Annotated in this window: 20 protein-coding genes; 10 read left to right on the top strand and 10 right to left on the bottom strand. The window is 33.0% G+C overall.

Going from position 1 to position 26,163, the window contains the following annotated elements:
- The first annotated feature begins 24 nt into the window (after nt 1–24).
- The 8 genes from EJA19_RS00615 to EJA19_RS00580 all read left to right on the top strand — a co-directional run bounded on the left by EJA19_RS00615 (nt 25) and on the right by EJA19_RS00580 (nt 7,174).
- The gene (locus tag EJA19_RS00615) at nt 25–546 is read left to right on the top strand and encodes a hypothetical protein (RefSeq protein WP_125466406.1); all 522 of its coding nucleotides are present in this window, start codon (nt 25–27) and stop codon (nt 544–546) included.
- A 485-nt stretch (nt 547–1,031) separates the two neighbouring features.
- Complete coding sequence (locus tag EJA19_RS00610) at nt 1,032–1,784, top strand: SDR family NAD(P)-dependent oxidoreductase (RefSeq protein WP_125466405.1); 753 nt, start codon at nt 1,032–1,034, stop codon at nt 1,782–1,784.
- 238 nt (nt 1,785–2,022) lie between these two features.
- Nucleotides 2,023–2,670 (top strand): dienelactone hydrolase family protein, encoded by a 648-nt coding sequence (locus EJA19_RS00605; protein ID WP_125466404.1) that lies wholly within the window; start codon nt 2,023–2,025, stop codon nt 2,668–2,670.
- Nucleotides 2,671–2,681: 11 nt separating this feature from the next.
- On the top strand, nt 2,682–3,314 hold the full coding sequence (locus tag EJA19_RS00600; RefSeq protein WP_125466403.1) for a phosphoribosyltransferase: 633 nt from the start codon (nt 2,682–2,684) through the stop codon (nt 3,312–3,314).
- A 247-nt stretch (nt 3,315–3,561) separates the two neighbouring features.
- On the top strand, nt 3,562–4,200 hold the full coding sequence (locus tag EJA19_RS00595; RefSeq protein ID WP_158611340.1) for a Crp/Fnr family transcriptional regulator: 639 nt from the start codon (nt 3,562–3,564) through the stop codon (nt 4,198–4,200).
- 480 nt (nt 4,201–4,680) lie between these two features.
- Complete coding sequence (locus EJA19_RS00590; protein WP_125466401.1) at nt 4,681–5,268, top strand: CDP-alcohol phosphatidyltransferase family protein; 588 nt, start codon at nt 4,681–4,683, stop codon at nt 5,266–5,268.
- A gap of 6 nt (nt 5,269–5,274) precedes the next feature.
- The gene (locus tag EJA19_RS00585) at nt 5,275–6,489 is read left to right on the top strand and encodes a metallophosphoesterase (protein ID WP_125466400.1); all 1,215 of its coding nucleotides are present in this window, start codon (nt 5,275–5,277) and stop codon (nt 6,487–6,489) included.
- An 88-nt stretch (nt 6,490–6,577) separates the two neighbouring features.
- Nucleotides 6,578–7,174 (top strand): hypothetical protein, encoded by a 597-nt coding sequence (locus EJA19_RS00580; protein WP_125466399.1) that lies wholly within the window; start codon nt 6,578–6,580, stop codon nt 7,172–7,174.
- A 4-nt stretch (nt 7,175–7,178) separates the two neighbouring features.
- Here EJA19_RS00580 and EJA19_RS00575 read toward each other — a convergent pair whose 3' ends face one another.
- The gene (locus EJA19_RS00575; RefSeq protein WP_125466398.1) at nt 7,179–8,882 is read right to left on the bottom strand and encodes an ABC1 kinase family protein; all 1,704 of its coding nucleotides are present in this window, start codon (nt 8,880–8,882) and stop codon (nt 7,179–7,181) included.
- Nucleotides 8,883–8,889: 7 nt separating this feature from the next.
- Nucleotides 8,890–9,309 carry a hypothetical protein gene (locus tag EJA19_RS00570; protein ID WP_125466397.1) on the bottom strand — a complete coding sequence of 140 codons (420 nt, stop codon included), beginning with the start codon at nt 9,307–9,309 and terminating at the stop codon, nt 8,890–8,892.
- A gap of 146 nt (nt 9,310–9,455) precedes the next feature.
- Between EJA19_RS00570 and ppsA the strand changes: the two genes are divergently transcribed.
- Nucleotides 9,456–11,825 (top strand): phosphoenolpyruvate synthase, encoded by a 2,370-nt coding sequence (ppsA, locus tag EJA19_RS00565; protein ID WP_125466396.1) that lies wholly within the window; start codon nt 9,456–9,458, stop codon nt 11,823–11,825.
- Between the two features lie 60 nt (nt 11,826–11,885).
- Here the strand turns inward: ppsA and EJA19_RS00560 are convergent, their stop codons facing one another.
- Nucleotides 11,886–12,560, bottom strand: a complete 675-nt coding sequence (locus tag EJA19_RS00560) for a hypothetical protein (protein WP_125466395.1) — start codon at nt 12,558–12,560, stop codon at nt 11,886–11,888.
- Nucleotides 12,561–12,745: 185 nt separating this feature from the next.
- Between EJA19_RS00560 and EJA19_RS00555 the strand changes: the two genes are divergently transcribed.
- On the top strand, nt 12,746–13,255 hold the full coding sequence (locus EJA19_RS00555; RefSeq protein ID WP_240640176.1) for a nicotinate-nucleotide adenylyltransferase: 510 nt from the start codon (nt 12,746–12,748) through the stop codon (nt 13,253–13,255).
- Between the two features lie 186 nt (nt 13,256–13,441).
- Here the strand turns inward: EJA19_RS00555 and EJA19_RS00550 are convergent, their stop codons facing one another.
- From EJA19_RS00550 to EJA19_RS00520, 7 genes are all read right to left on the bottom strand, one after another.
- Nucleotides 13,442–15,226, bottom strand: a complete 1,785-nt coding sequence (locus EJA19_RS00550) for a ribonucleoside-diphosphate reductase subunit alpha (RefSeq protein WP_125466394.1) — start codon at nt 15,224–15,226, stop codon at nt 13,442–13,444.
- Between the two features lie 24 nt (nt 15,227–15,250).
- Nucleotides 15,251–16,525: a ribonucleotide-diphosphate reductase subunit beta gene (locus EJA19_RS00545; protein WP_125466393.1), complete on the bottom strand. Its 1,275-nt coding sequence runs from the start codon at nt 16,523–16,525 to the stop codon at nt 15,251–15,253.
- 185 nt (nt 16,526–16,710) lie between these two features.
- Entirely contained in the window at nt 16,711–18,000 is a 1,290-nt protein-coding gene (locus EJA19_RS00540; protein WP_125466392.1) for a phenylacetate--CoA ligase family protein, read from the bottom strand.
- On the bottom strand, nt 18,001–19,683 hold the full coding sequence (locus tag EJA19_RS00535; RefSeq protein ID WP_125466391.1) for a C45 family autoproteolytic acyltransferase/hydolase: 1,683 nt from the start codon (nt 19,681–19,683) through the stop codon (nt 18,001–18,003).
- A 74-nt stretch (nt 19,684–19,757) separates the two neighbouring features.
- Entirely contained in the window at nt 19,758–21,278 is a 1,521-nt protein-coding gene (locus EJA19_RS00530; protein WP_125466390.1) for a phytoene desaturase family protein, read from the bottom strand.
- The gene (locus tag EJA19_RS00525; protein WP_125466389.1) at nt 21,275–24,955 is read right to left on the bottom strand and encodes an MMPL family transporter; all 3,681 of its coding nucleotides are present in this window, start codon (nt 24,953–24,955) and stop codon (nt 21,275–21,277) included. The genes EJA19_RS00530 and EJA19_RS00525 overlap by 4 nt, the downstream gene beginning before the upstream one ends.
- Entirely contained in the window at nt 24,948–26,144 is a 1,197-nt protein-coding gene (locus EJA19_RS00520; RefSeq protein WP_125466388.1) for a DUF2062 domain-containing protein, read from the bottom strand. Before EJA19_RS00520 ends, EJA19_RS00525 begins: the two co-directional genes overlap by 8 nt.
- Nucleotides 26,145–26,163 lie beyond the last annotated feature (19 nt).

Here is a 26,163-nt window from a genome sequence, read left to right as displayed (position 1 = left end):
AGAAATCAATGAAATGGATAAAAAATGCATAGAAAAGTAATTTTTATAATAATGCTCTTGACTAGCTTATTTTCTTGTAAAAAAGAAAGCAATGAAAAAGGAAACCCCCAAGTTTTAAAAAAGTCAAGTCAGGTTTTTTCATTTGAATTTTATGATAAAAATCAAGAAAGAGTCAATGAAATACTAAAAGACAGTGAATATATTGTTGTTATTAGATATAAGAGCAATTTTGACACTATTACCAAAAACTTATACACGGAAGGTTATCCTGAAAGAGCTCTGTTTTTTCATAAAATGAAAGACCAGTTTAGTGACAAATATCTAGAAGAAAAATCTATAGAGTTTATAATGAACAATTTTTCTTTAGATACAATATTGGCAAGGAATAATAGAGGGTTTATTTTTGAAACGGGTTTTAATAAAAGAGGGGAAAACTATATTAATGGGATTATAGAAGATTTTGTACACTTGAAAACTAGTGATACTGATAAAATAAGATTGATTTCCGAAAAGACATTAGTATCTCAAAAAGTTTTGGTTAAATAAAATATGGAAAAAATTAAAATACATTTTATAATAATGTTGTCTATTTACTTATTTGTTTCTTGTAAAAAGGAAGGCAATGAAGAAAAGAAAAACCTTAGTGAAAATATAACCTCAAAATACTCAATAGAGTTTATAAAAAAAGGGAGGAGAAACAGCAAGTTTTTTATATAAAGACAGCTTGTATCTAGCTGTTATTAACAATAAACTTTTAATAGATAATAACTGTTTTTTTGTAGTAACCATTTTTAGAAAGAAAATAAATATATTAAGCCTCCTTAAATGAGGATGGTTTAATATACAATTTAGTTCTTCAGCTGAAGAAGGATTTAATACTCTGTTCCCATACGATTGTATCATGTTGTTACTTCACTGATAAAAATCATAATTTAAAATAACTAATCACCTTATTTTTAAGCTTATATTAGTGTTATACTTTTTTAAAACATTGAAACACAAACAAACCGTTTAATATAAATAATAATATCATGAAAAAACTAGATAATAAAGTTGCTATAGTAACGGGAGCAGGTTCTGGTATAGGAAAAGCTGTAGCTATCGCTTATGCCACAGCAGGCGCAAAAGTTGTTGTTTCAGATATAGATGAAACAGGCGGCAAAGAAACCGTTGCTAGCATTACCAAAGCCGGTGGCGATGCTACATTTTTTAAAGCAGATGCTTCTACATCAGAAGGTAATGCAGCATTGGTTACATTTGCTGTTACTACCTATGGTAAGTTAGACATTGCGTGTAATAATGCAGGTATTGGTGGTGAGATGAACCTTGCGGGTGACTATTCGTTAGAAGGGTGGAAAAAAGTGATGGATATTAATTTAAATGGCGTGTTTTACGGTTGTAAGCATCAATTAACCGCTATGGAGAACAATGGCGGTGGCGTGATTGTTAACATGGCTTCTATACACGGTATGGTTGCGGCGCCGCAATCGGCAGCTTATACAACTAGTAAGCATGGTGTTGTTGGTCTTACCAAGAACATAGGTGTAGAGTATGGTCCCAAAAATATTCGTTGCAATGCCGTAGGTCCTGGTTATATTAACACCCCACTTTTAGAAAATAACTTGAGCCCTGAGATGCTAGCAATGTTGAAAGATAAGCATCCTATTGGACGTTTAGGTGAAGCCGATGAAGTTGCTAAGTTAGTCCTGTTTTTAAGTTCGGACGATTCTTCTTTTATGACGGGCGGTTACTACCTTATAGATGGTGGTTATACGGCGGTTTAAATTGGAAAAGAATGACGTTCTAAGATATTACTCATGTTGTGAATACTAAGTATCCTGATTAATTAATAAGGACTTTATAGTACAGTTGATTTTAATTATTAATGTGTTTTGTAGGAGTCAAACCATAAGTCGTCTTTTTTACAGCTATAAAAATCAATCTCATCAGCAATAAAAATCATCCATAAAGCCTTTGTTTTCGTGTAACTTTAGGTATTAATCTAACTAAAAATTTATTGGGATGACACTTTTAGTACAACACCCGGTTTTAATTCGCTTAGATGCTGTTGATTTAAAAGGCATTTTAACCATACCAGAGGATGCTAAGGGTTTGGTTATTTTTTCTCATGGTAGTGGAAGCAGTCGCTTAAGTCCAAGAAATACTTTTGTTTCCAACATGTTAAATAACCATGATTTTGCGACACTTCTTTTTGATTTATTAACGGCAGAAGAAGATACGGTTTACGATAATAGGTTTAATATACAGCTTTTAACCGACCGATTGATTGATGTTACCAACTGGACCCAGTCGCAACCTTATTTAGAGCATCTTCCTATAGGGTATTTTGGTGCTAGTACGGGTGCAGCATCGGCTTTAAATGCAGCTGGCAGCTTAAAAACAAAAATTAAAGCAGTCGTTTCCAGAGGTGGACGTCCCGATTTGGCAGATGAAACACGATTACAAAAAGTAGATGCTTCTGTGTTGCTTATTGTAGGAGGAAAAGATGAGGTTGTTATTCAATTAAACCAAAAAGCTTTTCAGTTGCTTCATGACAATGTAAAACTAGAAATCATACCCCAAGCCACTCATTTATTTTCTGAACCAGGCAAATTAGAGCAAGTTACCAGTTTGTCTATCAACTGGTTTGAGCACTACTTAACTTTATAACACATAAAATTATGTTTTCTAATAGAGAAGAAGCTGGACATTTATTAGCTAAGGCATTAACCGAGTATAAAAATACTGATGCTATTGTATTGGCTATACCTAGGGGTGCATTACCTATTGGCGCTCTTATTAGCAAAAATTTACATCTTCCTTTAGATATTGTATTGACAAAAAAAATTGGTCATCCTTCTAATAAAGAGTATGCCATAGGGGCGGTAAGCCTTGGTAGTAAAGTTTTAGATGAAAGCGCTAAACATATTTCCAAATCTTATTTAGACGATGAGATAAAACGCTTACAGGCTATTTTATTAGAAAAATCTAAAATGTATTATCAAGACAAGAAACCATTAGAGTTAGATGGAAAAACCCTTATTGTTGTTGACGATGGCATAGCAACTGGAAATACTATTTTAGCAACTGTAAAACTTTTAGCAGCAAAACATCCAAAACAAATAATCATAGCGACACCTGTATCGTCTGCATCTGCATTACTTAAACTCCAAAAATCTCCCGAGGTAACCAACATTATTTGCCTTTTACAACCGCATCACTTTCATGCTGTTGGCGCCTTTTATAAAGATTTTAATCCCGTTTCCGATGAAGAAGCCATTTCTTTATTTCACACCAATAATAAGGTTTCCTAAAAAAATGTTGTCCTTATAACAATAAGTATCCTGCACTTATTACCTTAATCTAATTTTGTGAACTAACAGGTTTTTAAATTAATTCTCCTTAACCCTAATTCAACAACATTTTGAACCTGACGATAGTCATTTTTTTTACGATTTATATCTGCTATATTTAGTCTATCTCTCCCCAAAAGGTCTATTAATTAGAATATTAAGTATTATGTGGAATAATGACAATTCGTTATTTAAAAGCGAACAGACAATGACGTTAAGAAATCAATTAGATCTTATTGAAAATAAGGATACTTTAATTTTCAAGAAAGGACAGATTATTTATTTTGAGGGAAGTTCGCCCCAAGGCATTTATCTTATAGAACAGGGAAAGGTTAAGGTAACTAAGACGAGTTGTAGTGGCAAGGATTTTATTACTCATATAGCATCGAAAGGTGATATTTTAAGTTATGGTGATTTATCGCTTGATACGAGACATTCGTGTTCTGGCATAGCTATGGAAGAAACCATTATTTATTTTATATACAAACGCGATTTTCAAGAAGCCTTGCATAATCATCCTGAGTTACTTGAAGGCTTTTTTCAGCAACTTGTTAATCATATTAGAGAATTAGAGTCTAAAGCTTGTAGTATTGCTTATAAACCCGTTAGAGGTCGACTGGCCGAAGCATTACTTTACTTGGCTAAAAAGTTTAATAATTCTAACAAAGTTACATTGAGTGTTACAATTACTAGAAAAGATTTGGCCGAATTAATTGGGACGGCTAGAGAAACAGTAAATAGGTTGTTGTCTGAGTTTCGCCATGATAGGTATATAAAAACTGAAGGACTTACAATTCATATTATAAATACAAAAGCTTTACAAAAAACATCAGAAATGTATGGTTAAAAACAGTAAACGGGAACCCGATGATTCCCGTTTTATTTAAAGTTTTCCTTTTCAAGAAAAGTTTAAACATCAAACTACAGTTATTCTGGCTTTATCTTTAATCCTAAGATTTTAGATTCTAACCCAACATTATTTTTCCTATTCCGCCTTATTCGTAAATAAGAATTTCAAGAAAACAATGGGTGTTCGGTTTAACTTTACAGTTTGCCTTTTATCTCTTATTCGACAGTGTAAATATAGGGCTATTATTCAATTTTAACCATGACTTGTATCATTTAACGCAGTGATTTTTATCGTAATAGGTTTAATGTTTTAGGGACTTATTTAAACCATAATAAGTAATAAACTTTGTTGTTAGTTTGGTTTTTTGTTAGAAGAGAGCTGAGAAATATCATAGTAAAAATCGTTCATCAAACATAACTTTAATCTTAATTAAGACTCACGATTTAAAATACCGCATTTAACTTAAGTGCTATTTATATGTTTACGTTTAAAAACTTTAATGTTGCCGATTGGTTTTCCTTTTATAGGATAGCTATTACACCATTGTTATTGGTTTTTATTTGGCTAGATTTAAGACTAGCTTTTGCTTGTTTTTTATTTGTAAGTTATAGTACAGACGCTATAGATGGTTATTTGGCGAGAACATTAAAGATAACGAGTCCTAGAGGGTCTCAGCTAGATTCACTTGGAGATCAAATAACACTCATTATAGGGTTAAGCGGACTGTTATTTTTTGAAACCGATTTTATAAAAGCAAACCTTACTATAATTGTATTGGCGTTTATACCTTTTATAGTGCAAATGGTAATAGCGTATTTAAAATATGGTAAAGCCACAGCATTTCATACATATTTAGCAAAATTATCTGCCATCGTACAGAGTGTATTTATTTTATGGTCTTTGTTTTTTTCTCCACATTATTTTCTTTTTTACGCCATGATAACTGTGGGTATTCTAGAAACTGTTGAAGAGATTACCCTTATTTTTATGTACGATAATTGGGCTTCAGATGTAAAAGGAATTTATTGGGCTTTAAGAGACAAAAGGCGTTTAAAAAAGCAATAATGGGTTATGAAAAGTTATTCCATGTTTTCCATATTGTTATTATGCCTTGTTATACTATTGGTTGATTATTTAGCTTTTTATTGGTTACAGTCTATTACCTCTTTAATACCGTCGTCTACTTTAAAGTTTCTAATAAACCTTTTGTTTTGGGTGTTTACTTTAGGCCTTTTATTAGGTATAATAACATTAAAAATAGTTTTAGATGATATTAACCCAAGACGAAAGCAGTTACTAATCTCATCCATGTATGGTCTTACAGTCTCTTCATTTATTCCAAAGATTGTATTTGTAATTATTATTTCTGTTTTATTTTTTGCAAACCAGATGTTTTCAGAAAAAGAGTCTATGGTTATTATTCCTCTTGTAGGGTTGTTATCTGGTTTTCTGCCTTTTTTTGTAATTGTATATGGCATTTTTAAAGCCGTTTATCGGTTTAAAGTTATTCGCCAAAAATTAAGGCTTTCTAACCTGCCACAACCTTTTAATGGTTTAAAAATAGTACACATTTCAGACTTACATTTAGGCGGGTTTAATTACAGATATAAAGTTCTAGAAAAAGCAGTAAATATAATTAATGATTTAGATGCCGATTTTATTTTTTTTACAGGAGATATTGTGAATAACTATGCTTGGGAGCTAAAAGGTTGGGATAATGTATTAAGTAAATTACATGCTATTAAAGGTAAATATGCTGTATTAGGAAATCATGACTACGGCGACTATTCTAAATGGGAAAACGAACAAGATAAAAAAGACAACTTTAATAATATTCAACACTTTTTTAAAGATATAGATTTTAAGCTTCTACTTGACACATCTGAAATTATTACAATTAATAATGAAAGCATAGCTATAATTGGTGTTCAGAACTGGGGGAATCCACCATTTAAACAATATGGCGATTTACAAAAAGCCATTAAAAATGCAGAAAATATTTCTTTTAAAATTTTACTCTCTCATGATCCTACCCACTGGGAAGAAGAAGTACTTTACAAAACAGATATTACACTTACCTTATCGGGTCATACACATGGCATGCAGTTAGGCGTTAATTATAAAAACAAACTCTGGAGTCCTATAAAATATAAATATAAGCATTGGGGCGGATTGTATATGTATCATAATCAATACTTATACGTTAATAAAGGTTTGGGGTGGATAGGCTTTCCTGGTAGATTAGGAATGCGTCCCGAAATAACATTATTCGAATTGTATAGCTAATGGTGGTAACTTATTTGGTAAAGCTGACTTCCGTCATTGTATAAGTCCTTTTTTGTTTGAAAATTTACAGTATAAAAAAATAGAAATCATGGAAAGTAAAGACAACACATTTATGGACAAAGTGATAGATTCCTTGAAAAACACTACTGTAAAACTGGAAGAGTTACAAGTAAAAGCTGCATTAGGTAAAGCCGAAGCCCAAGATCTTTTTGAGGATACTAAAAAGCAATTTAATCGTTTTATACACGATAGTGAGATTAAAACAAATAATGTTAAGAAGAATATAGACAACCTTCATGCTGATTTTGACGAACTACGCGTACAACTAGCTTTAGGAAAAGCAGAAACTAAGGATCTTTTTAAAGCGCAAAAAAAGCAAATACTTTCTAAACTGCATAACATTGAAGTAAAAATTAAAACCAACGAAAGTTTAAATAAAATGTATGCTTTAACGCTTATTGAGATAGAGCAATTTAAGATTGAACTTGATATTTTAGAAGAAAAATTTAATAAAAGCAAGTACGAGATTAAGGAAACTTTTCAGAGGGAAAAGCAAGATTTTAATGCGTTTATAAACAAGTTTAAGGAGAAATATTCTAAAAAAGAGGAGACTAAACTAGAACATTTTCAAAATGAAATTTCAGAGGCATTTACACATTTTAAAAAGGCTTTCTCTAAGGCATAGCACATTAATAATCGTAATCGCCTTTTCTTATATTAAGTAACATTCCTAGGCCTAGAAATATAGCAAAAGAGAAGCATAAAATTCCTAAAGCCGAAATTCCTTTCCAGAGCGGCTCTATTTTAAATATTACAAATAAAGAGGCGCCTGCAATAAGTGCTAGCATAACAAACACAGCTATTAATTGTTTAGTAACCCTTTGTAAGGTATGTACCAAGGGATCTATTCCTTTATGATTTATATCTACACTAATCTCTCCTGAATTTATCTTGCGTATCGCATTTTTTAAGTCTCTGGGGAAATCTCCCATAAAATCAATTACATCTGCTGTGCTATTAATAAGTTTTTCGCCTATTTTTAAAGGATTATAATCTTGAGCTATACTTTTTTGCAAATAGGGTTTTACAATATCCATTTGCTTCAAATTAGGATCTAATTTTTTAATAACTCCTTCTATAGTTACTAAAGATCGCGCAAATAAGAAAAAATAAACAGGCACTTTTAAGCGGTGTTTAACAATGATGTTTTTAAGTTCTAAAAGGATGGTGCTCATTTCGTTTTCATGGACCTTTTTTACATAGTAACTTTCTATAAACTCATTAACATCAAACTCTAAAGCTCTCATATCTGGAATTGGCATATCGTTGGATAACTGTATGAGCACCTTAATAATTTTCTTGACATTTTTACGTGTAATGGCTGTAAATAATTTTCTAAAAATTAAAATATCTCTAGGTAAAATGCTTCCCATCATACCAAAATCTAAATAGCAAATATGATTGTTTGGTAAGACTAATAAGTTGCCCGGATGAGGATCGGCATGAAAGAAGCCATATTCAAAAATTTGTTTGTAGTAGCTTATAGATAATCGTCGTGCAATAACTTTTGTATCAATTTGTTTTGCTTTTAATTGTGCTATTTTACTTATTTTAATTCCTGAAATAAACTCTAAGGCTAATACTTTTGATGTTGTAAATTCTTGATAAACTTTTGGCGCTAGTGCATATTGATCTAAAGAATGGTCTTTTGCTAAATTGTTATAAAACCGTTGGGCATTAATCGATTCATGAATAAAATCAAGTTCCTTAAGTATAGAGCTTTCAAAATGCTTAACCAACTCAATAGGGTTAAAGCTTTTTAAGGTAGGAATTCTTTTTTCTAAAACACGAGCCACGCGATACATGACTTTTATATCTTCTACAACAATATCAAAAATTCCAGAGCGTTGAACTTTTAATGCAACACGTTCTCCCGAATGTAAGGTAACTTTGTGTACTTGAGCTATAGATGCCGATGCAAAGGGTTTAGGTTCGAACCAAGCAAACAAATGCTCGGTGGTGTCTTTTAGTTCTGCTTCAACCAGTGATTTTACAACCTTTTCTGGCATTGGAGGGACATGATCTTGAAGTTTTTCTAATTCTAATGTTAATTCTAAGGGTACTAAATCGGGTCTATTGCTTAAAATTTGACCAAATTTGATGAATGTTGGGCCTAACTCTTCGCATACCAATCGCATTCTAGCCCATTTATTATATTGATTAATATGTTTTTTAGTGGCATCTGGCAATAGCCTTTGAAAAAAGGTATAATACCTATTATTCTCTAAATATTGTACCAAATCCTCAAAGCCATATTTTATTAAAACTCTTAGAATTTGATTGTACCTAGAGATAGATTTAATACGCTTTATTACATCTGTAGCTATACCCATTTTTATGTCACGATGTTTGTATTTTGTTAAGTCTGGCTTCTAGCAAGGCAACAGACTTATTTAGTTTTTCAATTTTTTGGTTAAGAGCTTTAATTTCATCTAAATGAGCGACATTTATTTTTTTATAGAATTTAATAACAGCATCTTCAATTTTATTCTCGAGTTCTTCTTTTAATGCTTGCGCTTTTAAAATGATTTTATCAATAGGTTCAAGTCTATCTCCATTTTCATTTAGTGATGACTCGTTGTGTTCTATATCGGCTAGTTTTTTTTCTGAAAGCTCATTTAGCTTATCCAAAAACTTTGTGTCTTGGGCTAAAACATAAATACTAGAACTTAGTGTTATTAACTCTAATAGTGTTTTAATTTTCATAACCTTAAAGAATTTAAATACGACTAAAGATAGTTGTAAGCAAAATGTTTTCATATGATTTTAATCATGTCTTAAAGGGCGCTATAACATTTAATTCTATTCTGTAAGCTTGGTTAAAAATTAGCCCTTTTGATGATATTACTCATTTTAGCTCATACAAATTAATCTTAAATTGATTTAATTAATTAAAAGAATATGCTATGTGTGTCAATATTAAATTATTTAAGGATATCCGACTCAATAGTATAGCAAGCGTTGGCGGAAAAAATGCATCCTTAGGAGAAATGTATAATAGCCTCACAAAAAAGGGAATAGCTGTTCCTTATGGTTTTGCTACAACAGCACAAGCTTATTGGAATTTTTTAGAAGAAAATGATATAAAAGCAGCATTAAAATCTACATTAAACGACTTAGAGACAACTAATTATTCCAACTTAGACCTTATTGGTGCTAAAGCGCGCGAATACATTTTGCAAGCAACTTTTTCTGAAAAGTTTAAAAACGATATCACTAATGCCTATAAGAAAATAAGCTCTAAAAACCAGCTTCTTGAAGTAGCTGTGCGAAGTAGTGCTACAGCCGAAGATTTACCCAACGCCAGTTTTGCAGGTCAGCATGATAGTTTTTTAAATGTAAAAGGAGAGTACCAATTATTAATGGCCATAAAAAAATGTTTTGCCTCCTTATATACAAATCGCGCTATTAAATATCGAGAAGATAAAGGATTTAAACACGAAGATGTTGCACTATCTGTAGGCATACAATATATGGTTCGGTCTGATCAAGGATGTTCAGGCGTTGGGTTTACATTAGATCCTGAATCAGGTTTTGATAACGTTATATTACTTTCTGGGGTTTGGGGTTTAGGGGAAAACATGGTTCAAGGCACTGTTAATCCCGACGAATATATCGTTTTTAAGCCTACATTACGTCAAGGGTTTAATGCCATTATACAAAAAACATTAGGAGATAAAAGAAAGACTATGATTTATAGTACTTCAGAAGATCAAGTTTCTACCATGAATATTGATACTCCTAAAAATAAACAAATACAGTACGTATTATCAGATGAAGAAATCCATAAGCTAGCTAAGTGGTGTGTAACAATTGAAACACATTTTAAAAAACCTATGGATATAGAATGGGCAAAAGATGGCATAAATGGCAAGTTATATATAATACAAGCGCGTCCCGAAACGATACACAAGAAAGAAGATAAAGTGTTACATATTCAGTATAGACTAATAGGTAAAGGAGAGGTTCTAGTAACGGGAAATGCCATAGGCCAAAAAATAACTCATGGGAAAGTACGCTTATTAGGCTCTCCTGCTGAGGCTGATAAATTAGGTGCAAATGACATTATTGTTACAGAAGCCATTACTCCCGATTGGGACCCTTTTTTAAAAAAAGTAAGCGCTATAATCACCAATAAAGGTGGTCGTACAAGCCATGCAGCCATAGTCTCTAGGGAGCTTGGTATACCTGCTATAGTTGGTTGTATTAACGCTACAACGATATTAAAAAACAACCAAGACATTACCGTTTCTTGTGCCTCTGGACATACAGGACAGGTTTATAGCGGATTGAAAGCATTTGAAAAGTTGGAGTTAGATTTTTCTTCAATAAAGAATCCTAAAACAGAAGCCAAACTTATTCTAGCCGACCCAGAAAAAGCTTTTGATTTATCGTTTTATCCTAATGATGGAGTAGGGCTTTTAAGAATGGAGTTTATTATTACCCATCTTATTAAAATTCACCCAATGGCTTTAGTTAATTTTAATACTTTAAAAGACAAGCAAGTTATATCACAAATCAAAACCATAACAAAAGGCTACAGCTTAAAAAAAGATTATTTTATAGATAAACTCTCTCAAGGTTTAGCTAAAATAGCTGCCGCTTTTTTTCCAAAAGAAGTGATTGTGCGTTTTAGCGATTTTAAGACTAATGAATATGCCAACCTTATAGGAGGGCGTCAATTTGAACCAATAGAAGATAACCCAATGTTAGGGTTTCGTGGCGCTTCAAGATATTATCATGAAGCCTATAAATTAGGGTTTGAATTGGAGTGTCAAGCTATAAAAAAACTACGAGACAATATGGGATTTACTAACGTAAAAGTTATGATTCCCTTTTGTAGAACCCTAGAAGAAGGAAACCAAGTTATAAAAATTATGAAACAATATGGCTTGGAGCAAGGTAAAAACAATTTGGAAATTTACTGTATGATAGAAGTTCCTAGTAATGTAATTCTTGCCGAAGAATTTGCTAAAATATTTGATGGTTTTTCAATAGGCTCTAACGACCTTACACAATTAACCTTGGGTGTTGACCGCGATTCGGGTTTAATATCTAACCTTTTTAATGAAAACAATCTAGCCGTAAAAACAACAATAGCATCAGTTATAGAAACGGCTAAAAAAACCTCTACAAAAATTGGGTTATGTGGTCAAGCTCCAAGCGATTTTCCCAATTTTACAGCGTTTTTAGTCAATTGTGGTATTGACAGTATTTCATTTAATCCAGATGCCTTAATACAAGGAATTGTAAATATTAATAAAGCAGAAAATTAAACTTGAATAAAAACAATCAATTTCTTTAGCAAGGCGTGTTAATGTCTTGCAAGTTTCACCTTACTTTTTGTCTAGTAATTGTTCTTGTTCTAATGCCTTTACAATACGTTTAACATAGTCGTTAACACTATATTCAATATCTTGTGGATTTACCATAGAAAAATTACCAACCCAAATTAACGACGATGTTTTTGAGTCCTCCTTTAAATTAAAAAGTGAAGATTCAATATAATACACGTTATATTTTTTGTAATACCCAGGATGATAGTAAATATCTTGATATAAAAAATAGTACCTTCTAAACCTTGGCCAATAAATGTTAGGCGAAGTATAGTAAGGTTTGTGGTAGGACTGCTTTACATCGGTTCCCGTTACTGTTGAAATAAAAATAGCATCAAATCCTAAACGTTTAATTTTATTTATTTCTTGTTGAATTTGTATTTCCGACTGTTTATTTTCTACAAATTTCTCAGGAAATATGACACTACTTGTGTTTGCTATTAGTCCTCTTGACTGAAATTCATTTACTATCTTTTCTTCAAATATTTTACGTGCTGTTAAATTAGGTGTAATTCCAATTATTAAAACTTTCTCCGGTTGGAAAGTAGCATACGATTCACTTCGCCAACTTCCAACCATTTTAATAGAAGAACATCCTAAGAAAACAGCTAAAACAACTATTAAAATAGTAAGCTTATACTTGAGTTCTTTATGCCTTGTATTACATCGTATCATTTTTATGAAAAATCATCTTCTAAGGTATTAAGATGCTAGACGTATAAAAGTGATATTCGTCATTAAGTAGAAGGATTTTGCATTATGGCAAGGAAAGACCAATGTCATTTACAGTGCGATTAAGGTCATTATTATAATATGCTTTCTTCCTTAATTTTAAGGCACATCATTTAAAATTAAATGTCATGAAAAATATTTGGATTTGGCTAGTTATAGCTGCAATTGAAAGTTCGACCTTAGGGTTCTCACAACCCATTATAGAGCTCTCCGAAGTAGAGCTTATTGTTTCTAATTACAAATACCTTAAAACCGTTGGAAATAAAGATGCTCCTATAGCAGTAAAATTTCTCGAAAGAAAAGTAGCCAATTATGATTTAAAAGGATCTGATTTATATAGCGATGAATATGATACTTATATTATATCATTTTATATTCCGCAAGGTTCCATTGTTGCCGAATATGATGAAGATGGACACATTACAAAAACTATAGAACGGTTTAAAAACATTGCGCTCCCCAAAGCTATTAGTAAGGCAGTATATGCCAGATTTCCAAATTGGGCAGTTACAGGAGATATTTATAAAGTAAGCTATAGAAGAGGTGATGAAAACTCTAAACAAGTGTATAAAATGAAATTAGAAAATGGCGATAAGACCATTAGAGTAAAAACTGATGAGAAAGGAAACTTTTTATAAATCCTTCTCAGATACAGATATGTTATTAATTTTTAGTGTGAAGAGGGGGTGCTTATGTTTTTTTTAATGTTTTTGCTATTAAGTAACAGGGTAATACTTTAGTTGTATTAATAAGCACAATTGAATTCACAATAAAACGCCTATCTAAAAAAATAGATAGGCGTTTTTTATAGGTTTAGTTAGTCGTTACGCTTCGCAACTTGTACATTCTTTTTTCTGCTTAAATTTTTGTGCCGCATTCATACTGTGTTGGTAATACAACGATTTTAACCCAAGTTTCCAAGCGGTCACATGAATGTTATTAATTTCTTTAACCGGCATTTCTGGGTGCACAATAATGTTTACCGATTGGCCTTGGTCTATAAACTCTTGTCTTCCTGCAGCATGGTAAATAACATCAAGCTGATCTATTTCGGAATAGGTTTTAAACACCGCTTTTTCATTTTCGGTTAAAAACTCTAAATGTTGCACAGAGCCGTCCATATCTCTTATGCTACGCCATACTTCGGTCGTATTTTGCCCCTTTTCTTCTAATAAAGCTTCTAAGAATGGATTTTTTATCGTGGTTTTTATTTTAGCAATATCCTTAACATAAATGTTAGACCAGATAGGCTCTATTCCTTGCGATACTTGCCCTAAAATAAATGCCGATGAGGTTGTAGGTGCAATAGCGTTTAAGGTGGCATTTCTACGGCCGTAACCTTTTAACACTTCGGGTTCTCCAAATTTTTGCGCTAGCTCTTCTGAAGCTTTGTAAGAGCGCTCTTTTATGGTTTTAAAGATTTCACGATTTAAATTATAGGCTTCTTGGCTATTAAAGGCATGCATTTTAGACTGTAATAAGGAGTGCCATCCTAAAACGCCTAACCCTAAGGCGCGGTTTTCTTTAGCAAAATTATAGGCGCGCTCCATAAATAAGAAGGTTTGACGATCGTCTCTATTTGATGAGTCACGATAGCTTTCTAATTTTTCTACAAATTCTGTAATTACTGCATCTAAGAAATACACCATGGTTTCTACAGCATCGGTATTTTTCCATTTATCGTAGTGTAACACGTTTACGCTAGATAGCACACATACAAACGACCAGTTATCGTTTGATGGTAACATAATTTCTGTACATAAGTTACTCGCATAAATGTCGTGTTTTTTGTCCTTATAAACCTCTGGCTTACCATTGTTGGCGTTATCGGTAAAGAACACATATGGATACCCCATTTCGCCACGACTTTGTAGTACTTTTGCCCAAGTGGTACGTTTTTCAACATCGCCATCAATCATCTCTTGCATCCACTTGCTGGTTACTGTTACGCCATGCGTTAATTGTTGTATAGGGTTACCTTCGGTACCAATTTCTAAAAATTCTTTAACATCTGGATGCTCTATAGGTAAGTATGGAGAAAAGCGTCCACGACGTACAGAACCTTGGCTAACCACATCGACCATAGATTCAAATAACTGCATAATATGAACCGCTCCAGAAGCTTGCCCATTGTTTTTTACTGGCGCACCACGATGACGAATTTTACCAAAAAACCCCGATGTACCACCACCAAGTTTAGACATCATGCCTACTTCGGATTGCGTGTAGAGAATGTTTCCCATATCATCGTCTATATGCGATCCAAAACAACTAATAGGTAATCCGCGTTCTTTTCCAAAGTTCGACCATACTGGCGATGCTAATGAGAAAAAGCCTTCGGACATATAGTTGTAAAACTTATCGGAATATCCTGGTATTTGAAGAATTTGCTCAGCTCTATCGGCAATTTCTCGGATACGTTGTTTAGGCGACACCCCTTCGGTAAGGTATCCTGATTCTAAAAATTTCTGGCTAAATTCATTTAACCATTCAAATCCACCTTCAGTATTGGTATTGGCTAAATACTCTTTTCTGGCATTTACTAGGGGATTGGTTGTACTGTTTTGTTCTTGTGATTGCGGCTGATGGTTGATAGTTTTGTTCTCCATAAGGTTGTGGTTGAGGGTTAATTTTTAGAATAAATCGTCGCTAGTTATACTTTGTGTTCTTTTACTATAGTTAATAGACCTTTTTACGAAAAAGTCGCCGTGTTTGGTGCCAATAATTTCGTCGTCAAACCATTCGGTTTGTGTTAATAGGTTTTCATCAATATCAAATACTTTATTTATACCAATGCTTTCCAGAGATTTGTTAAAACGGTTTTTAATAAACTCGTTTACGACATTTTTTGGTAAGAAATCTAGTTCACCATCTTCAAAAATCCAGTCTATAATTTTACTTTCGGCAATAAAAGCATCTTTACATAAATCTTGAATCATGGTGTTGTAGTTATCGTCGAACCATTCTGGGTGTTCGTCTTTTATAATGTTGATGATATCGATCCCGAAATCGCCATGAATTTGCTCTTCTTTAGAAGTCGCTTCCACTACATTGGAAATTCCTTTAAGCATATTTTTATGCTTGTTGAATGCCATAATGATTAAGAATTGCGAGAATAACGATACATGCTCGATAAACAATGAGAATAATAAAATAGACTCGGCGTATTCTTGGTTATTTTCGCTTTTGGCGTTTTTAAGAGCAGTTTCTAAATATTGTACCCGTTTCATGATAACAGGTTTTTTCTTTAACTCTTCAAACTCTTTATTTAATCCTAAAATTTCTAATAAATGTGAGTAAGCATCGTGGTGTCTTACTTCACTTTCGGCAAATGTAGCGCCAACCGATCCAATTTCTGGTTTTGGCATTCTGTGATAAATATCGCCCCAGAATGTTTTGACCGCTACTTCTATTTGAGAAATAGCTAACATGGTATTTTTAATAGCCGTTTTTTCTACATCGCTAAGATTAGATTTAAAATCTTGAATATCGCTGGTAAAGTTAAATTCGGTATGAATCCAATACGAGTGTCTTATTGCTGGCACATAATCGTATAATTGTGGGTACTCGTAAGGTTTTAAATTAACCCGTTTTTCAAAAATGTTACTCTTACGACTAAGGGCTTGTTTATTTCTGTAAAGAATGTATGCTTTGGCAACATCATGAAAGGCACTTTCCATGAGTTTTTCTTCTACAACATCTTGCACCTCTTCAACGGTTGGTACATAGTCGGTATCTTGTTTTTTACGTTCTAGTAAAACGTCGTGAACCTTGTTTGCGATAAGTTGAGCATCTGCTGCTTCACCGTTATCTACAGCCTTCATAGCTTTTAAAATAGCATTTGTTATTTTGCTTAACTCGAAGGGTTTACGGCTAAAATTTCTTTTAGTGATGTGTAAAATTTCCATGAAAAAATGGGTTAGGATTAATAGGATTAACTATGATATAAAAGTCATAAATTATTCTAAATGAAATGAGGTGTCTTGAAATTTCTTCTTAACAATTTATCAACATTGTCTCCTTTTTGTCACCTCAAATCATAAAAAAACCTTACAAACACTTGTAAGGCTTAGGGTTGAAAAAAATGTGGTGTTTATTTTCTTTTGTCGATGACTAAAATGGGTTTTCTACTCATTTTAGGAAACTGTAATTTTTGGATGGTTTTACTATCGTGAAATTCGATTTTCGGACTTACACGAAGCTTAGCTCTAAAATGATCTTTTATACGGTGTTGCACCTCTTCTGAAGTGTTTTTAGAAGCTATTTTAATACAAATTTCGTCGGTACCAATGTTGTTATGCGAGATTTCTATAACGTAGCTTTGCACGTCGTTAAAATCGTTTAAAATATTGTCCATGGCTGGCGGATACAAGGTCGTTCCTTTGTACTTAATCATTTGTTTTTTTCTGCCAATAACAGGACCTAATCGTAAGGTATTTCGTCCGCAAGTACATGCATTGGTATGTGCTTTTACCATATCGCCAGTTTTAAATCGTAACAGTGGCATACCTTCAACACCTAAAGTAGTTATGGTAAGTTCGCCAACATGATTTTTAGGAACTGGTTGGTTGTTGTCGTCTAAAATTTCAACAATAATTAATTCAGGATGATGGTGTCCACCTTGTTGCGCTTCACATTCGGTAAAAGCGGTATTCATTTCGGTGGAGGCGTAGGTAGAAAATAATTCAATATCCCATTGCGAAGTGATTTTTTGTGCTAAAGTGTTTAGTGTGAAATCTTGATTTCTCAACGATTCGCCAATACAAATAGCTCCTTTTATACCAGAAGTATTTACATCGATATTATGTTGTTTGGCGTATTCTATAAGTTTTAATAAAAATGACGGTACGACAATAAGGTAGCTAGGTTTAAATTTTAAGATGGAATCCCATTGTAATTCTGGAACACCTGCTCCAACACGAATAATTCCAGCGCCTAATTTTCTAACGCCTAAAAAATAGGCTAATCCAGCCATAAACCTTCTGTCTATAGTGGTTGTTAGCTGTAACACATCGTTAGCTGTAATGCCAGCGCAAGCAAAAGAAATGGCTTCGTTATAGGCTAAACGGTCTAAATCTTTATCGGTTAAGGCAAATGTTACGGGGTCGCCAAGCGTTCCCGAGGTGGTTACGTAATCAATGATTTTAGATTTAGGAACACATAAAAAATCGTCGTTGTATTGTTGTAAATCGTCTTTTGTAGTAACAGGAAGTTTGGCTAGGTCGTCCAGTGTTTTTATCGCGTTAAGATCAATATTTTTTTCATTAAAAACACGTTTGTAGTACTTAGAGTTTGTGTTAACATACGACAGTAGTTCCTGAAGTTTGCCTTCCTGAAACGTTTGTATTTCTTGTAACGATGCTTTTTCTATCTCTGGAATCATCTAGTTTACTTTCCTGTTTAATTTTTTAATATAGTCTTCAACCTCAAGACGATTTGGAACGGTTGTAATTTCTTTTGTTAAAGCTTCTTTAAAGCTGTTTAACGCAGCAGTATAGTATTTTTTTTCGTAATAATAGCGTCCTATTAAATAATGAACTTCCCAAAACTCTGGATTTGTGCGTTTAAATTCATTAATCGTATCTGGAGCTATATGATCATCATTTTTTATAGCTAAAGCTATGTCACGACTTAACACGCGATAACGTTCGTAATCTTGATAGGCTTTTGAGTAAAGAAACGGGTCTTCTTCAATATTTAGTTGTGCCTTTTGCAAGGACTTTGCGTTAGTGTTTTTAGGTGCATTTTTAAACACCTCGTTTAAATTATAGGCGACAAACTCTCCTAATTGATACGGATTTGATGATACCCAAACTAACCCTTGCTTAGGTTTAAACACAATGCCATGATGCGCTAAAAGTTGATTGAGAGCTTTTTCGTTACCATAACCTATAGTTTTATCGTTTAATCCTTTTTTATTACGAAGGATATCGACCGCCTTTCGAGGTGTTAATTTTTGAATATTGCTTAATAATTCTTCCATGCGTTGGTAACGATACATAGAATGACTCTCTGCCATGTGTTTTAGGTTTCTTTCATCATTTTTAAAAGCCTCACTTTGAAAGTGATTAGAACAAATTAACTGCGAGGTGTTTTCAACGTCGTAAATGCCTAAATTATGAGGTGCCATTTCTATGGTGATAGCACGATTATCTTGAGCACTTCCTATAAAAATCGACTCGGAGACAAACACTTGTCGCTTTTTAGCAATAGCAATGGCTTCGTCGATATTTGCCGCATACTGTAATATTTCCCGTGTCACAATAGATATTGGGGTTTTGGCTACTAACGGAATTTTAGATTTTCCCGCATTTATAGTAACAGTCAGTCCGGCATCGTTCATACCCGATACTACGCCAATCATTCCAGGCCAAGTTACCGACATAAATTTATGCCCTTTGGTTGGGGTTACAAAAGCAATTATTTTTTCTTTGGAGAAGGCATCGCCAGCATAAAAATCGAAGTTCCTTCCTATAATTAAGCTTCCACCCTCTGTTTTATCGCCCCAGGCAGCAAACGACGAACACCCTACTAAAGCCAAGTCCTGAAAGGCGTGACCAATATCGTGTGCGCCATGTAAATATAACACGCGAAGATAATCATCGGCAACATAGTCGTATTTGTCGCCAGCGTATTTAGAAAGGCCGTAAATTTCTGTTTTATATTCTTCGGGAACGTGTAAATACATTTTACGATTGTACCAAGCGAGCATTTTTCGTAGTAAATATTGCTTGGTTTTAGAAGGTACAATGTCATCAACTTTACTTAAAAAAGCGTCTTCTTGTTTTACAAACAGCTCTTTGGTTAAATAGCCTGTTTTTAGGCCTATTTGTAGTGGGTTACCATCTACAAATAATTCCCATTGGCCTTGCTTGTTTTTGGTAACGTAATTTGTTTTTAAAATATAAGAAGAATCGGATAATTGTGTTCTATTAGGGATATGATTATCATACTGACTAACATTAGGAACATCGTGAAGCGATTTTGAGACACCACAAGAAGATAGTACGAATAGCAAGAGTGCTACGACGATGTTGTAATGAGATAGTTTTTTGAATAGATTCATATTTTAGAACTCAAAAATCAATTTTTAAAATATAGGTGCAAGTTAACGATTACCGAATTTATATTTACAGTGAACTATGTTTTTTGATTGGCTGCTACAATTTTATCGACTAAATAGTCCATACCAAGTAACTGCGAACACGTAATAACAGCACCAATAGTAACGCCTAAAATACCATGCATGTTTAAGCTTTGTCCTGTAAACAATAAGTTATCTATTTTAGTTTTGGGAGAAACTATGGCTTGCATAGGTTTATTAACATCTTTAGCATATCCATACATGCCGCCATTATGCGAACCAATATAGTCGCGGTAAGAAAGAGGTGTTGAGGCATAAACCTCTTGAATGCACGATCTTATATTTGGAAATTTTTTTTCTATTTCATCAAGTACCTTTTCTGTTTTTTGCTGCTTGAAAGCTTCGTAGGTTTCACCACGATCATTTTTTTTAGCAACGGTATTTGTGGTATGTTCCCAAGGTTTTACTTCGTCGTATCGCATGTAGGTCATTACAGTCATGTTTTCGGCAAACTCTGAAGCATTTTTTTTAACGCCTAACGAAATCATATAGCCTTCTGGCCATGTTTCCTGAGTGTAGTTATGCGAATTCCAAACGCATTCTTTACTTTTAAAATGGTAATAATTTTTATTGAAATATTTAAATGTATGAGGTTTAAAAACAATATAAACGCTAAAAGCAGCAATGGTGTTTTCTATGGTGTTAATTCTATTTATATAAGCCTTTTTTAATGGGCTATCGCCTATCATTTTTAGCGTGAGTTTAGGCTCTATATTAGATATAAATGTGTTTCCCGAAAATTCACTCCCATTAGTACAAATAACATTATGTACTGATTTATTTTTAGTAGTAATTTTTAAAACTTCATGGTGTTTAAACACATCGCCACCAAAAGCTTTAATTTGTTTGATAAGAAGCTTTGTTATTTGGCTACCACCGTTAACACATCTGTAAGCACTTTTTATGTAGGAATTAATAGAAAGGGCGTGAACATAAAACGGCGTTTTATTGCCTTCTCCAGCATATAAATAGTTAGATCCTGCTAAAACAGCTTTTAAGGTCTCGTTTTTAGTTAACTTATCGATAACCTCTTTTGCCGATTCTTGGAATACTGATAAGTCATAGGGCGCTCCTTTTTTTAAGTTGTAAAGAGGAAATTTATCGCAAACCGAAGCCATTTTATCACAATAAGCCTCTATAGCTTGGGCTTCTTCGGGGAAATAGTTTAAAAGTTGTGCTTTAAAATTAGAATAGCTTTGCGCTTGTGGGTATTCATTAGGGTCGTCGTCAAAAGTTATAATATCAAAGCCATCTTCATCCATTTTTTTAAGGTTGAGGTCCTTCATGATACCTAAAAAATGAAAAAGCGAATGTAGATTTTGCCCTTTTTCCAAGCCGCCTATGTAATGTACACCAGTATCGAAAATGGTTTTGTTTCTAGAGAATGTTTGTAGGTTACCCCCAAATTGTTGATTTTTTTCTAAAACACAAACACGGTAACCTTCTTTGGCTAAAATAAGTGCAGAAACCAATCCGCCTAAACCGCTTCCTATTATAACAACATCGTATGTTTTCATTTTTTTAAGCTTATAATGTTGTTATCTTCGGTTTGTACATGATACTTAAATTTTTCAATTAAAGTACTGTTAAGTGCTTTACCATCTTTTAATAAAATACAAGAAACTGGCCATGGACTTTTTAGTAAGTTCTTTATAGTGTTAGAAAGTTGCGGTGTACTGATAATTAGCGTAAGTGGTTTGTTAATATTAGAAAGCGTAATATTATCTACAAACTGAATGTTATAATGTGTGTTAGCGATATAGCTGTTGTTTAAAATTTGCCTTGTTGACGAGCTTTTAATTATTGATGTTATGTTTCTTCCTGGACCATCTAAAGCTAAAAGCACATCTAGTTCTCCAGAGTCTTTTGTGGCATGAATAATAGTGGCTTTTTTATCCACAGTATCTAAAATACTTTTATATGTTTTGCTGTAAGATTTTAAGTCGTTTTTTACGGTGTGATATAACGCATCCCCTTTGTAGCGATATTCTTCTAAAACTAAGCTATGAAAATACGTGTCGTTTTCAAAAGTTTTTCTAAAATCGATAAAAGCTTGTTTAAAATAAGCGCTTATTTTTTTTGTACGTTCTCTAGGTGTTGTTCCAAAATTTATATTCTCTGGCGTTATTCTAGGCAATACATTTAGTGTTATGCTTCCATTTCTAATAGGGAAACTGCCTTTAGGAATAACTTCGGAATTACCATGAATAAAAACGGGTAAAATATCTAGATTAAATTTATCGGCTAAAAAGAAGGCGCCTTTATGAAAACGTTTCATTTTGTTGGTGTACGAACGTGTACCTTCTGGAAAGACAACTAAAGAATACCCTTGATCTATTTTAGTTTGAAGGTGATCCAAACCACCTTCAATGCCTTCGGAAACGGGATAGTATCCTACAAATTTCATTACTTGGCCAAATACAGGCGAGTTATATACCCAATCGTTAACCAGAAAAATGACTTTATGGTGTAGCATTTCAATGGCTAAAGTGTCTAAAAATGACGTGTGATTAGCAATAATAACAGCAGGTTTTTCAAATGTTTCTCCAGTAGTATTGATGATTTTTTTCTTCACAAATGGATTAGAATATAAAACCGATGTTAAGAATTTACCAGCAATTTTATGAAACCAAGGCATTTTTACTTTCTTGCTAATAGGTATAATTTTAAACAAGAGCATTCCTAAAAGCGGTAATAAAAACGTGCCTAAACCATAATATAGAAACGATATCATAGAGTGTATTAAAACCCTAAAACTTATTGGGCGTTTAGTTTTACTACCAATAAATAACTTGAATAATATAGGTTGTATTGTAAACGATATAAGCAATGCAGAAAGAATACCAATAATAGAAACTAAAGAAATGGTATATAAAGCAGGATGCTTGGCAAATATCATAATACCAACGCCTAAAATAGTTGTAATAACCGATAAAATTACCGAGGTTTTATGTGTTGGTAATTTGCGTTCACCAGTTCTGTGTTCATGAAGCAAACCATTCGTAATAAAAATACTATAATCCACGCCTAAGCCAAAAATAAAGGTGGAAATAATAATATTAAAAATATTAAACTCTATACCTAATAACCCCATTAAACCAATGGTTGTAAACCATGTTAATGCAATAGGGATACTTGTTACTAGAGTTAATGAAAAACTTCGGTAGAACACTAATAAAACAAGCAATACCACAATTAAAGAATAACCTACTAAGCGATTAAAGTCGTTTTTTAAATTGCCTAAAAAGGTTTCGTTCATTCCTTGCCTATCAATAACAAGTGTGTTGGGTAACGGTTGAAATGTATTGTTGAGTTGCTCTAACTGATTGTGATCTAATTTTACTAACGAAGTTACCGTTGTAAATTGCTGTTTTGTAGAAATATAATCTGATACATTTATAGTGCTTAACGTGTTGTAATCGTTACGACTTAATGTCGTGAAATCACGTTGTAATAAATTGTAAAAAGGTTGATATGTTTTAGGTTTAAACCCTAGTTTAGAACCACTTTCAATCAGTTGGGTTTTTGTAACCTTTTTAATAGAATCGTTCCAAAACGAATGCCACTCAATAAGTTTTTTTTCTTGCAAAGCATGAGACTGAACTAAAGCCCCAATAGAACTAAAATTAAGAATGTTACCGTTTTCTTTTAAGGTCGATAGTTTTTTATAAACAATATCATTAGCTACTAAAGCGTCTTCTAGAGTTGTTCCGTAAGCCGCTATATAAACCGATTTTGATGCGATGTTAGTGAGCGAGTCTAATCGTTTTTGAGCAGCCATAAGTTTAGGTGGCTCGTAATTTAATTTGGTAATATCGTTATTAAACGAGACGTTGTTATACGTAAAACACGATATAATTAATAAAATGCCCAAGCCTATAAAAACGCTTGTTTTTTTATGCAACGGAATGGCCGAAAACTTATCGATTATGGTTGTAGTTTGCCGTTTTTCTTGTTGTTGTCGATATACTTGAGGTATAAAAATAAGGGCAAATACTGAAGCGCCAATAACGCTAATAGCGGCAAAAATACCTAAATCTTGTAGTGCTTGAGAGTTTAAAAATAGTAAGCATAAAAAAGCTAAAGCAGTAGTTAAACTACTCATTAAAACAGGTTTCGAAATCTCTTCGTATAACGATTTAATATTATTGTTACTTCTTATGTGAGTAAGAATATGTAAGGCATAATCTAAAGTTACACCCAAAAGCACCGATCCAATTCCTAAAGATATGGCCGAAATTTTATCGCGTATAACATACAATACCGTAATCGCTAATAAAGCCCCAACTACTGTAGGAATAAATAAAATAATAGGGAGTAGCAATTTTTTGTAAAACACAATAAGAATAATAAGTAACACCGTCATAGCAATGCCTACAGTAAATTGTATGTCGTGTTTTATTTGTTTGGCGTTTTCAACTGCAATTAAAGCGCCTCCAAAATATTCGGCGGTTACTTTTTTGCCATAAACAGTATTAAGTTCATTGTTTAAACGATATAAAATGTTTGAAAGCTCAGCATTTTCGGCAGTTTCACTAGAGGCGTGTTTAGGTGAAATAAATAACAGTACATGTTTTTTGTCTTTACTAACAACAAATCCATTTTGAACACTAAATCCATCACCAATACTTAAGTTTTGAAGTTTTTTAAGTCCGATAAACGACAATCCTAATGGATCTTTCAAAATGGTTTTTTTAGCCACAATTCCAGAGGGCGATACTAAGGTTTTGTAATTACCTTTAGTAACCACATCTATACTGTCTTCATTTAGTTTTTGTGCAATGTTTTTATAATCTGAAGGATTAATAAAAAGGGGTAAGTTGTTGTAAACAAAGTCCATAGTATTACCAATAGCTTTGTCCTCAACCTTACCTTGAATAGATGTAATATAATTTGCTGCGTTTTGGTTTAAACTATCTATAAAAACCTCGGCATATTGGGTTAAGTCGTTAATATTGCCATTTGGTTTTGTAGAGATATGAACGATAATTTTATCGGCAAAATTTACCGTTTTTAAAACCTTTTGTGCTTCGGCATTTTTATCGTTAGTAGGAATAAGTTTTGTAATATCTTCTTCAAACGTAATTTTCGAACTAAAATAGCCAAGCCCTAATAAAAGAATAAGAAATCCAAGTATACCTAATAGCTTATTAGATTGGATTTTTTTAAAGAGATTATAAAAGAAATCAACCATGGTTTCTTGCTGTATTCTTTTTATTGAACATTAAAAAGAAAAGATAACTAATTATACCAAAAATACAAGCCGAAATAGTGGCCAAAGTAAAACTGCCAACAATGTACGTTTTTAAGTGTTTTACAAATTCAAAATTCTGCGTGATTTCGTCCAGTTTGTAGGTGTTTTGTACGCCTAAAATTTTCTCACCAATTTTTGTGCTCGTATAAATTATAAAAGGAATAAAAGGCGGGATACTTACATTGGAAAAGGCAAACGCAATGGCTTTATTAAGATTTAAAAAAATAGCCAAAAAAATAACCAACACACTATGCAACCCCCATAAAGGTGTTAAACCAATAAAGACTCCTAGAGCAATTGAAAGTGCTTTTTTCTTAGGGGAGTCGTAACTCCCTAAAACGTCTTCAATAAAAAATTGTTTAACGCCTTTTTTTTTAAAATTCTTAAAAAAGTTTCTTGGCTTAATATATACTAAGGTTAAAAACACAAGCCAGGTGTTTAAAATGCTTATACGGGTAAAGTCTTTAAAGGGTCTAAAATGTGATACGCGTTCGTTTTCATCGTAAAGGACTTGAATGGGAATGTTTTTTACATCGACATTTTTCCATGCCGATTTAACAATGACTTCAATTTCAAATTCGAATTTTGTTGTGAAAAAACGCAGGTTTTTAATGACTTGTAATGGATATAACCTAAACCCCGATTGTGTGTCTTGTAGTTTTATACCTGTTTCAAACCAAAACCAAAAATTAGAAAATTTATTGCCAAAACTGCTTTTCCCAGGAACACCTTCTTGTTCCATATTTCTAGCGCCAATAAACAGCACATTTTTTGTTTGATGTTGTTCCAGAGCGTTAATAAAAACAGGAATGTCGTTAGGGAAGTGCTGCCCATCAGAATCGATAGTTATTGCAAAATCGTACCCTAAATGTATGGCTTTTTTAAATCCTTCTCTCAAAGCAACACCTTTGCCTTTATTTTCTGTAAACGTAATGATGGTTAAGTTGTCGTACTTGGAGAGGATATTTTTTGTGTTATCTGTGGCACCATCGTTTACAATAATGATGTGATTTGTGTACTCTAAAACACCATCTATAACACGTTGTAATGTACGGTCGTTATTGTAAGTGGGAATGAGCACACAAACATTTAAGCTGTCTATTTTTTGGTTAGCAAGGCTTGGGTTCACGTTTTAGTGAGAGCTTAAT

It is taken from the genome of Mangrovimonas spongiae (assembly GCF_003944795.1).
GTDB lineage: Bacteria > Bacteroidota > Bacteroidia > Flavobacteriales > Flavobacteriaceae > Mangrovimonas > Mangrovimonas spongiae.
Note: the sequence above shows the minus strand (reverse complement) of the source record. Positions and strands in the feature narration are given on the sequence as shown.

Bases quoted from the DNA above. Each gene is read 5' to 3' on its own strand.
- EJA19_RS00615 (WP_125466406.1), top strand. From the start codon at position 25: ATGCATAGAAAAGTAATTTTTATAATAATGCTCTTGACTAGCTTATTT.
- EJA19_RS00610 (WP_125466405.1), top strand. From the start codon at position 1,032: ATGAAAAAACTAGATAATAAAGTTGCTATAGTAACGGGAGCAGGTTCT.
- EJA19_RS00605 (WP_125466404.1), top strand. From the start codon at position 2,023: ATGACACTTTTAGTACAACACCCGGTTTTAATTCGCTTAGATGCTGTT.
- EJA19_RS00600 (WP_125466403.1), top strand. From the start codon at position 2,682: ATGTTTTCTAATAGAGAAGAAGCTGGACATTTATTAGCTAAGGCATTA.
- EJA19_RS00595 (WP_158611340.1), top strand. From the start codon at position 3,562: ATGACGTTAAGAAATCAATTAGATCTTATTGAAAATAAGGATACTTTA.
- EJA19_RS00590 (WP_125466401.1), top strand. From the start codon at position 4,681: ATGTTTACGTTTAAAAACTTTAATGTTGCCGATTGGTTTTCCTTTTAT.
- EJA19_RS00585 (WP_125466400.1), top strand. From the start codon at position 5,275: ATGAAAAGTTATTCCATGTTTTCCATATTGTTATTATGCCTTGTTATA.
- EJA19_RS00580 (WP_125466399.1), top strand. From the start codon at position 6,578: ATGGAAAGTAAAGACAACACATTTATGGACAAAGTGATAGATTCCTTG.
- EJA19_RS00575 (WP_125466398.1), bottom strand. From the start codon at position 8,882: ATGGGTATAGCTACAGATGTAATAAAGCGTATTAAATCTATCTCTAGG.
- EJA19_RS00570 (WP_125466397.1), bottom strand. From the start codon at position 9,309: ATGAAAACATTTTGCTTACAACTATCTTTAGTCGTATTTAAATTCTTT.
- ppsA (WP_125466396.1), top strand. From the start codon at position 9,456: ATGTGTGTCAATATTAAATTATTTAAGGATATCCGACTCAATAGTATA.
- EJA19_RS00560 (WP_125466395.1), bottom strand. From the start codon at position 12,560: ATGATACGATGTAATACAAGGCATAAAGAACTCAAGTATAAGCTTACT.
- EJA19_RS00555 (WP_240640176.1), top strand. From the start codon at position 12,746: ATGAAAAATATTTGGATTTGGCTAGTTATAGCTGCAATTGAAAGTTCG.
- EJA19_RS00550 (WP_125466394.1), bottom strand. From the start codon at position 15,226: ATGGAGAACAAAACTATCAACCATCAGCCGCAATCACAAGAACAAAAC.
- EJA19_RS00545 (WP_125466393.1), bottom strand. From the start codon at position 16,525: ATGGAAATTTTACACATCACTAAAAGAAATTTTAGCCGTAAACCCTTC.
- EJA19_RS00540 (WP_125466392.1), bottom strand. From the start codon at position 18,000: ATGATTCCAGAGATAGAAAAAGCATCGTTACAAGAAATACAAACGTTT.
- EJA19_RS00535 (WP_125466391.1), bottom strand. From the start codon at position 19,683: ATGAATCTATTCAAAAAACTATCTCATTACAACATCGTCGTAGCACTC.
- EJA19_RS00530 (WP_125466390.1), bottom strand. From the start codon at position 21,278: ATGAAAACATACGATGTTGTTATAATAGGAAGCGGTTTAGGCGGATTG.
- EJA19_RS00525 (WP_125466389.1), bottom strand. From the start codon at position 24,955: ATGGTTGATTTCTTTTATAATCTCTTTAAAAAAATCCAATCTAATAAG.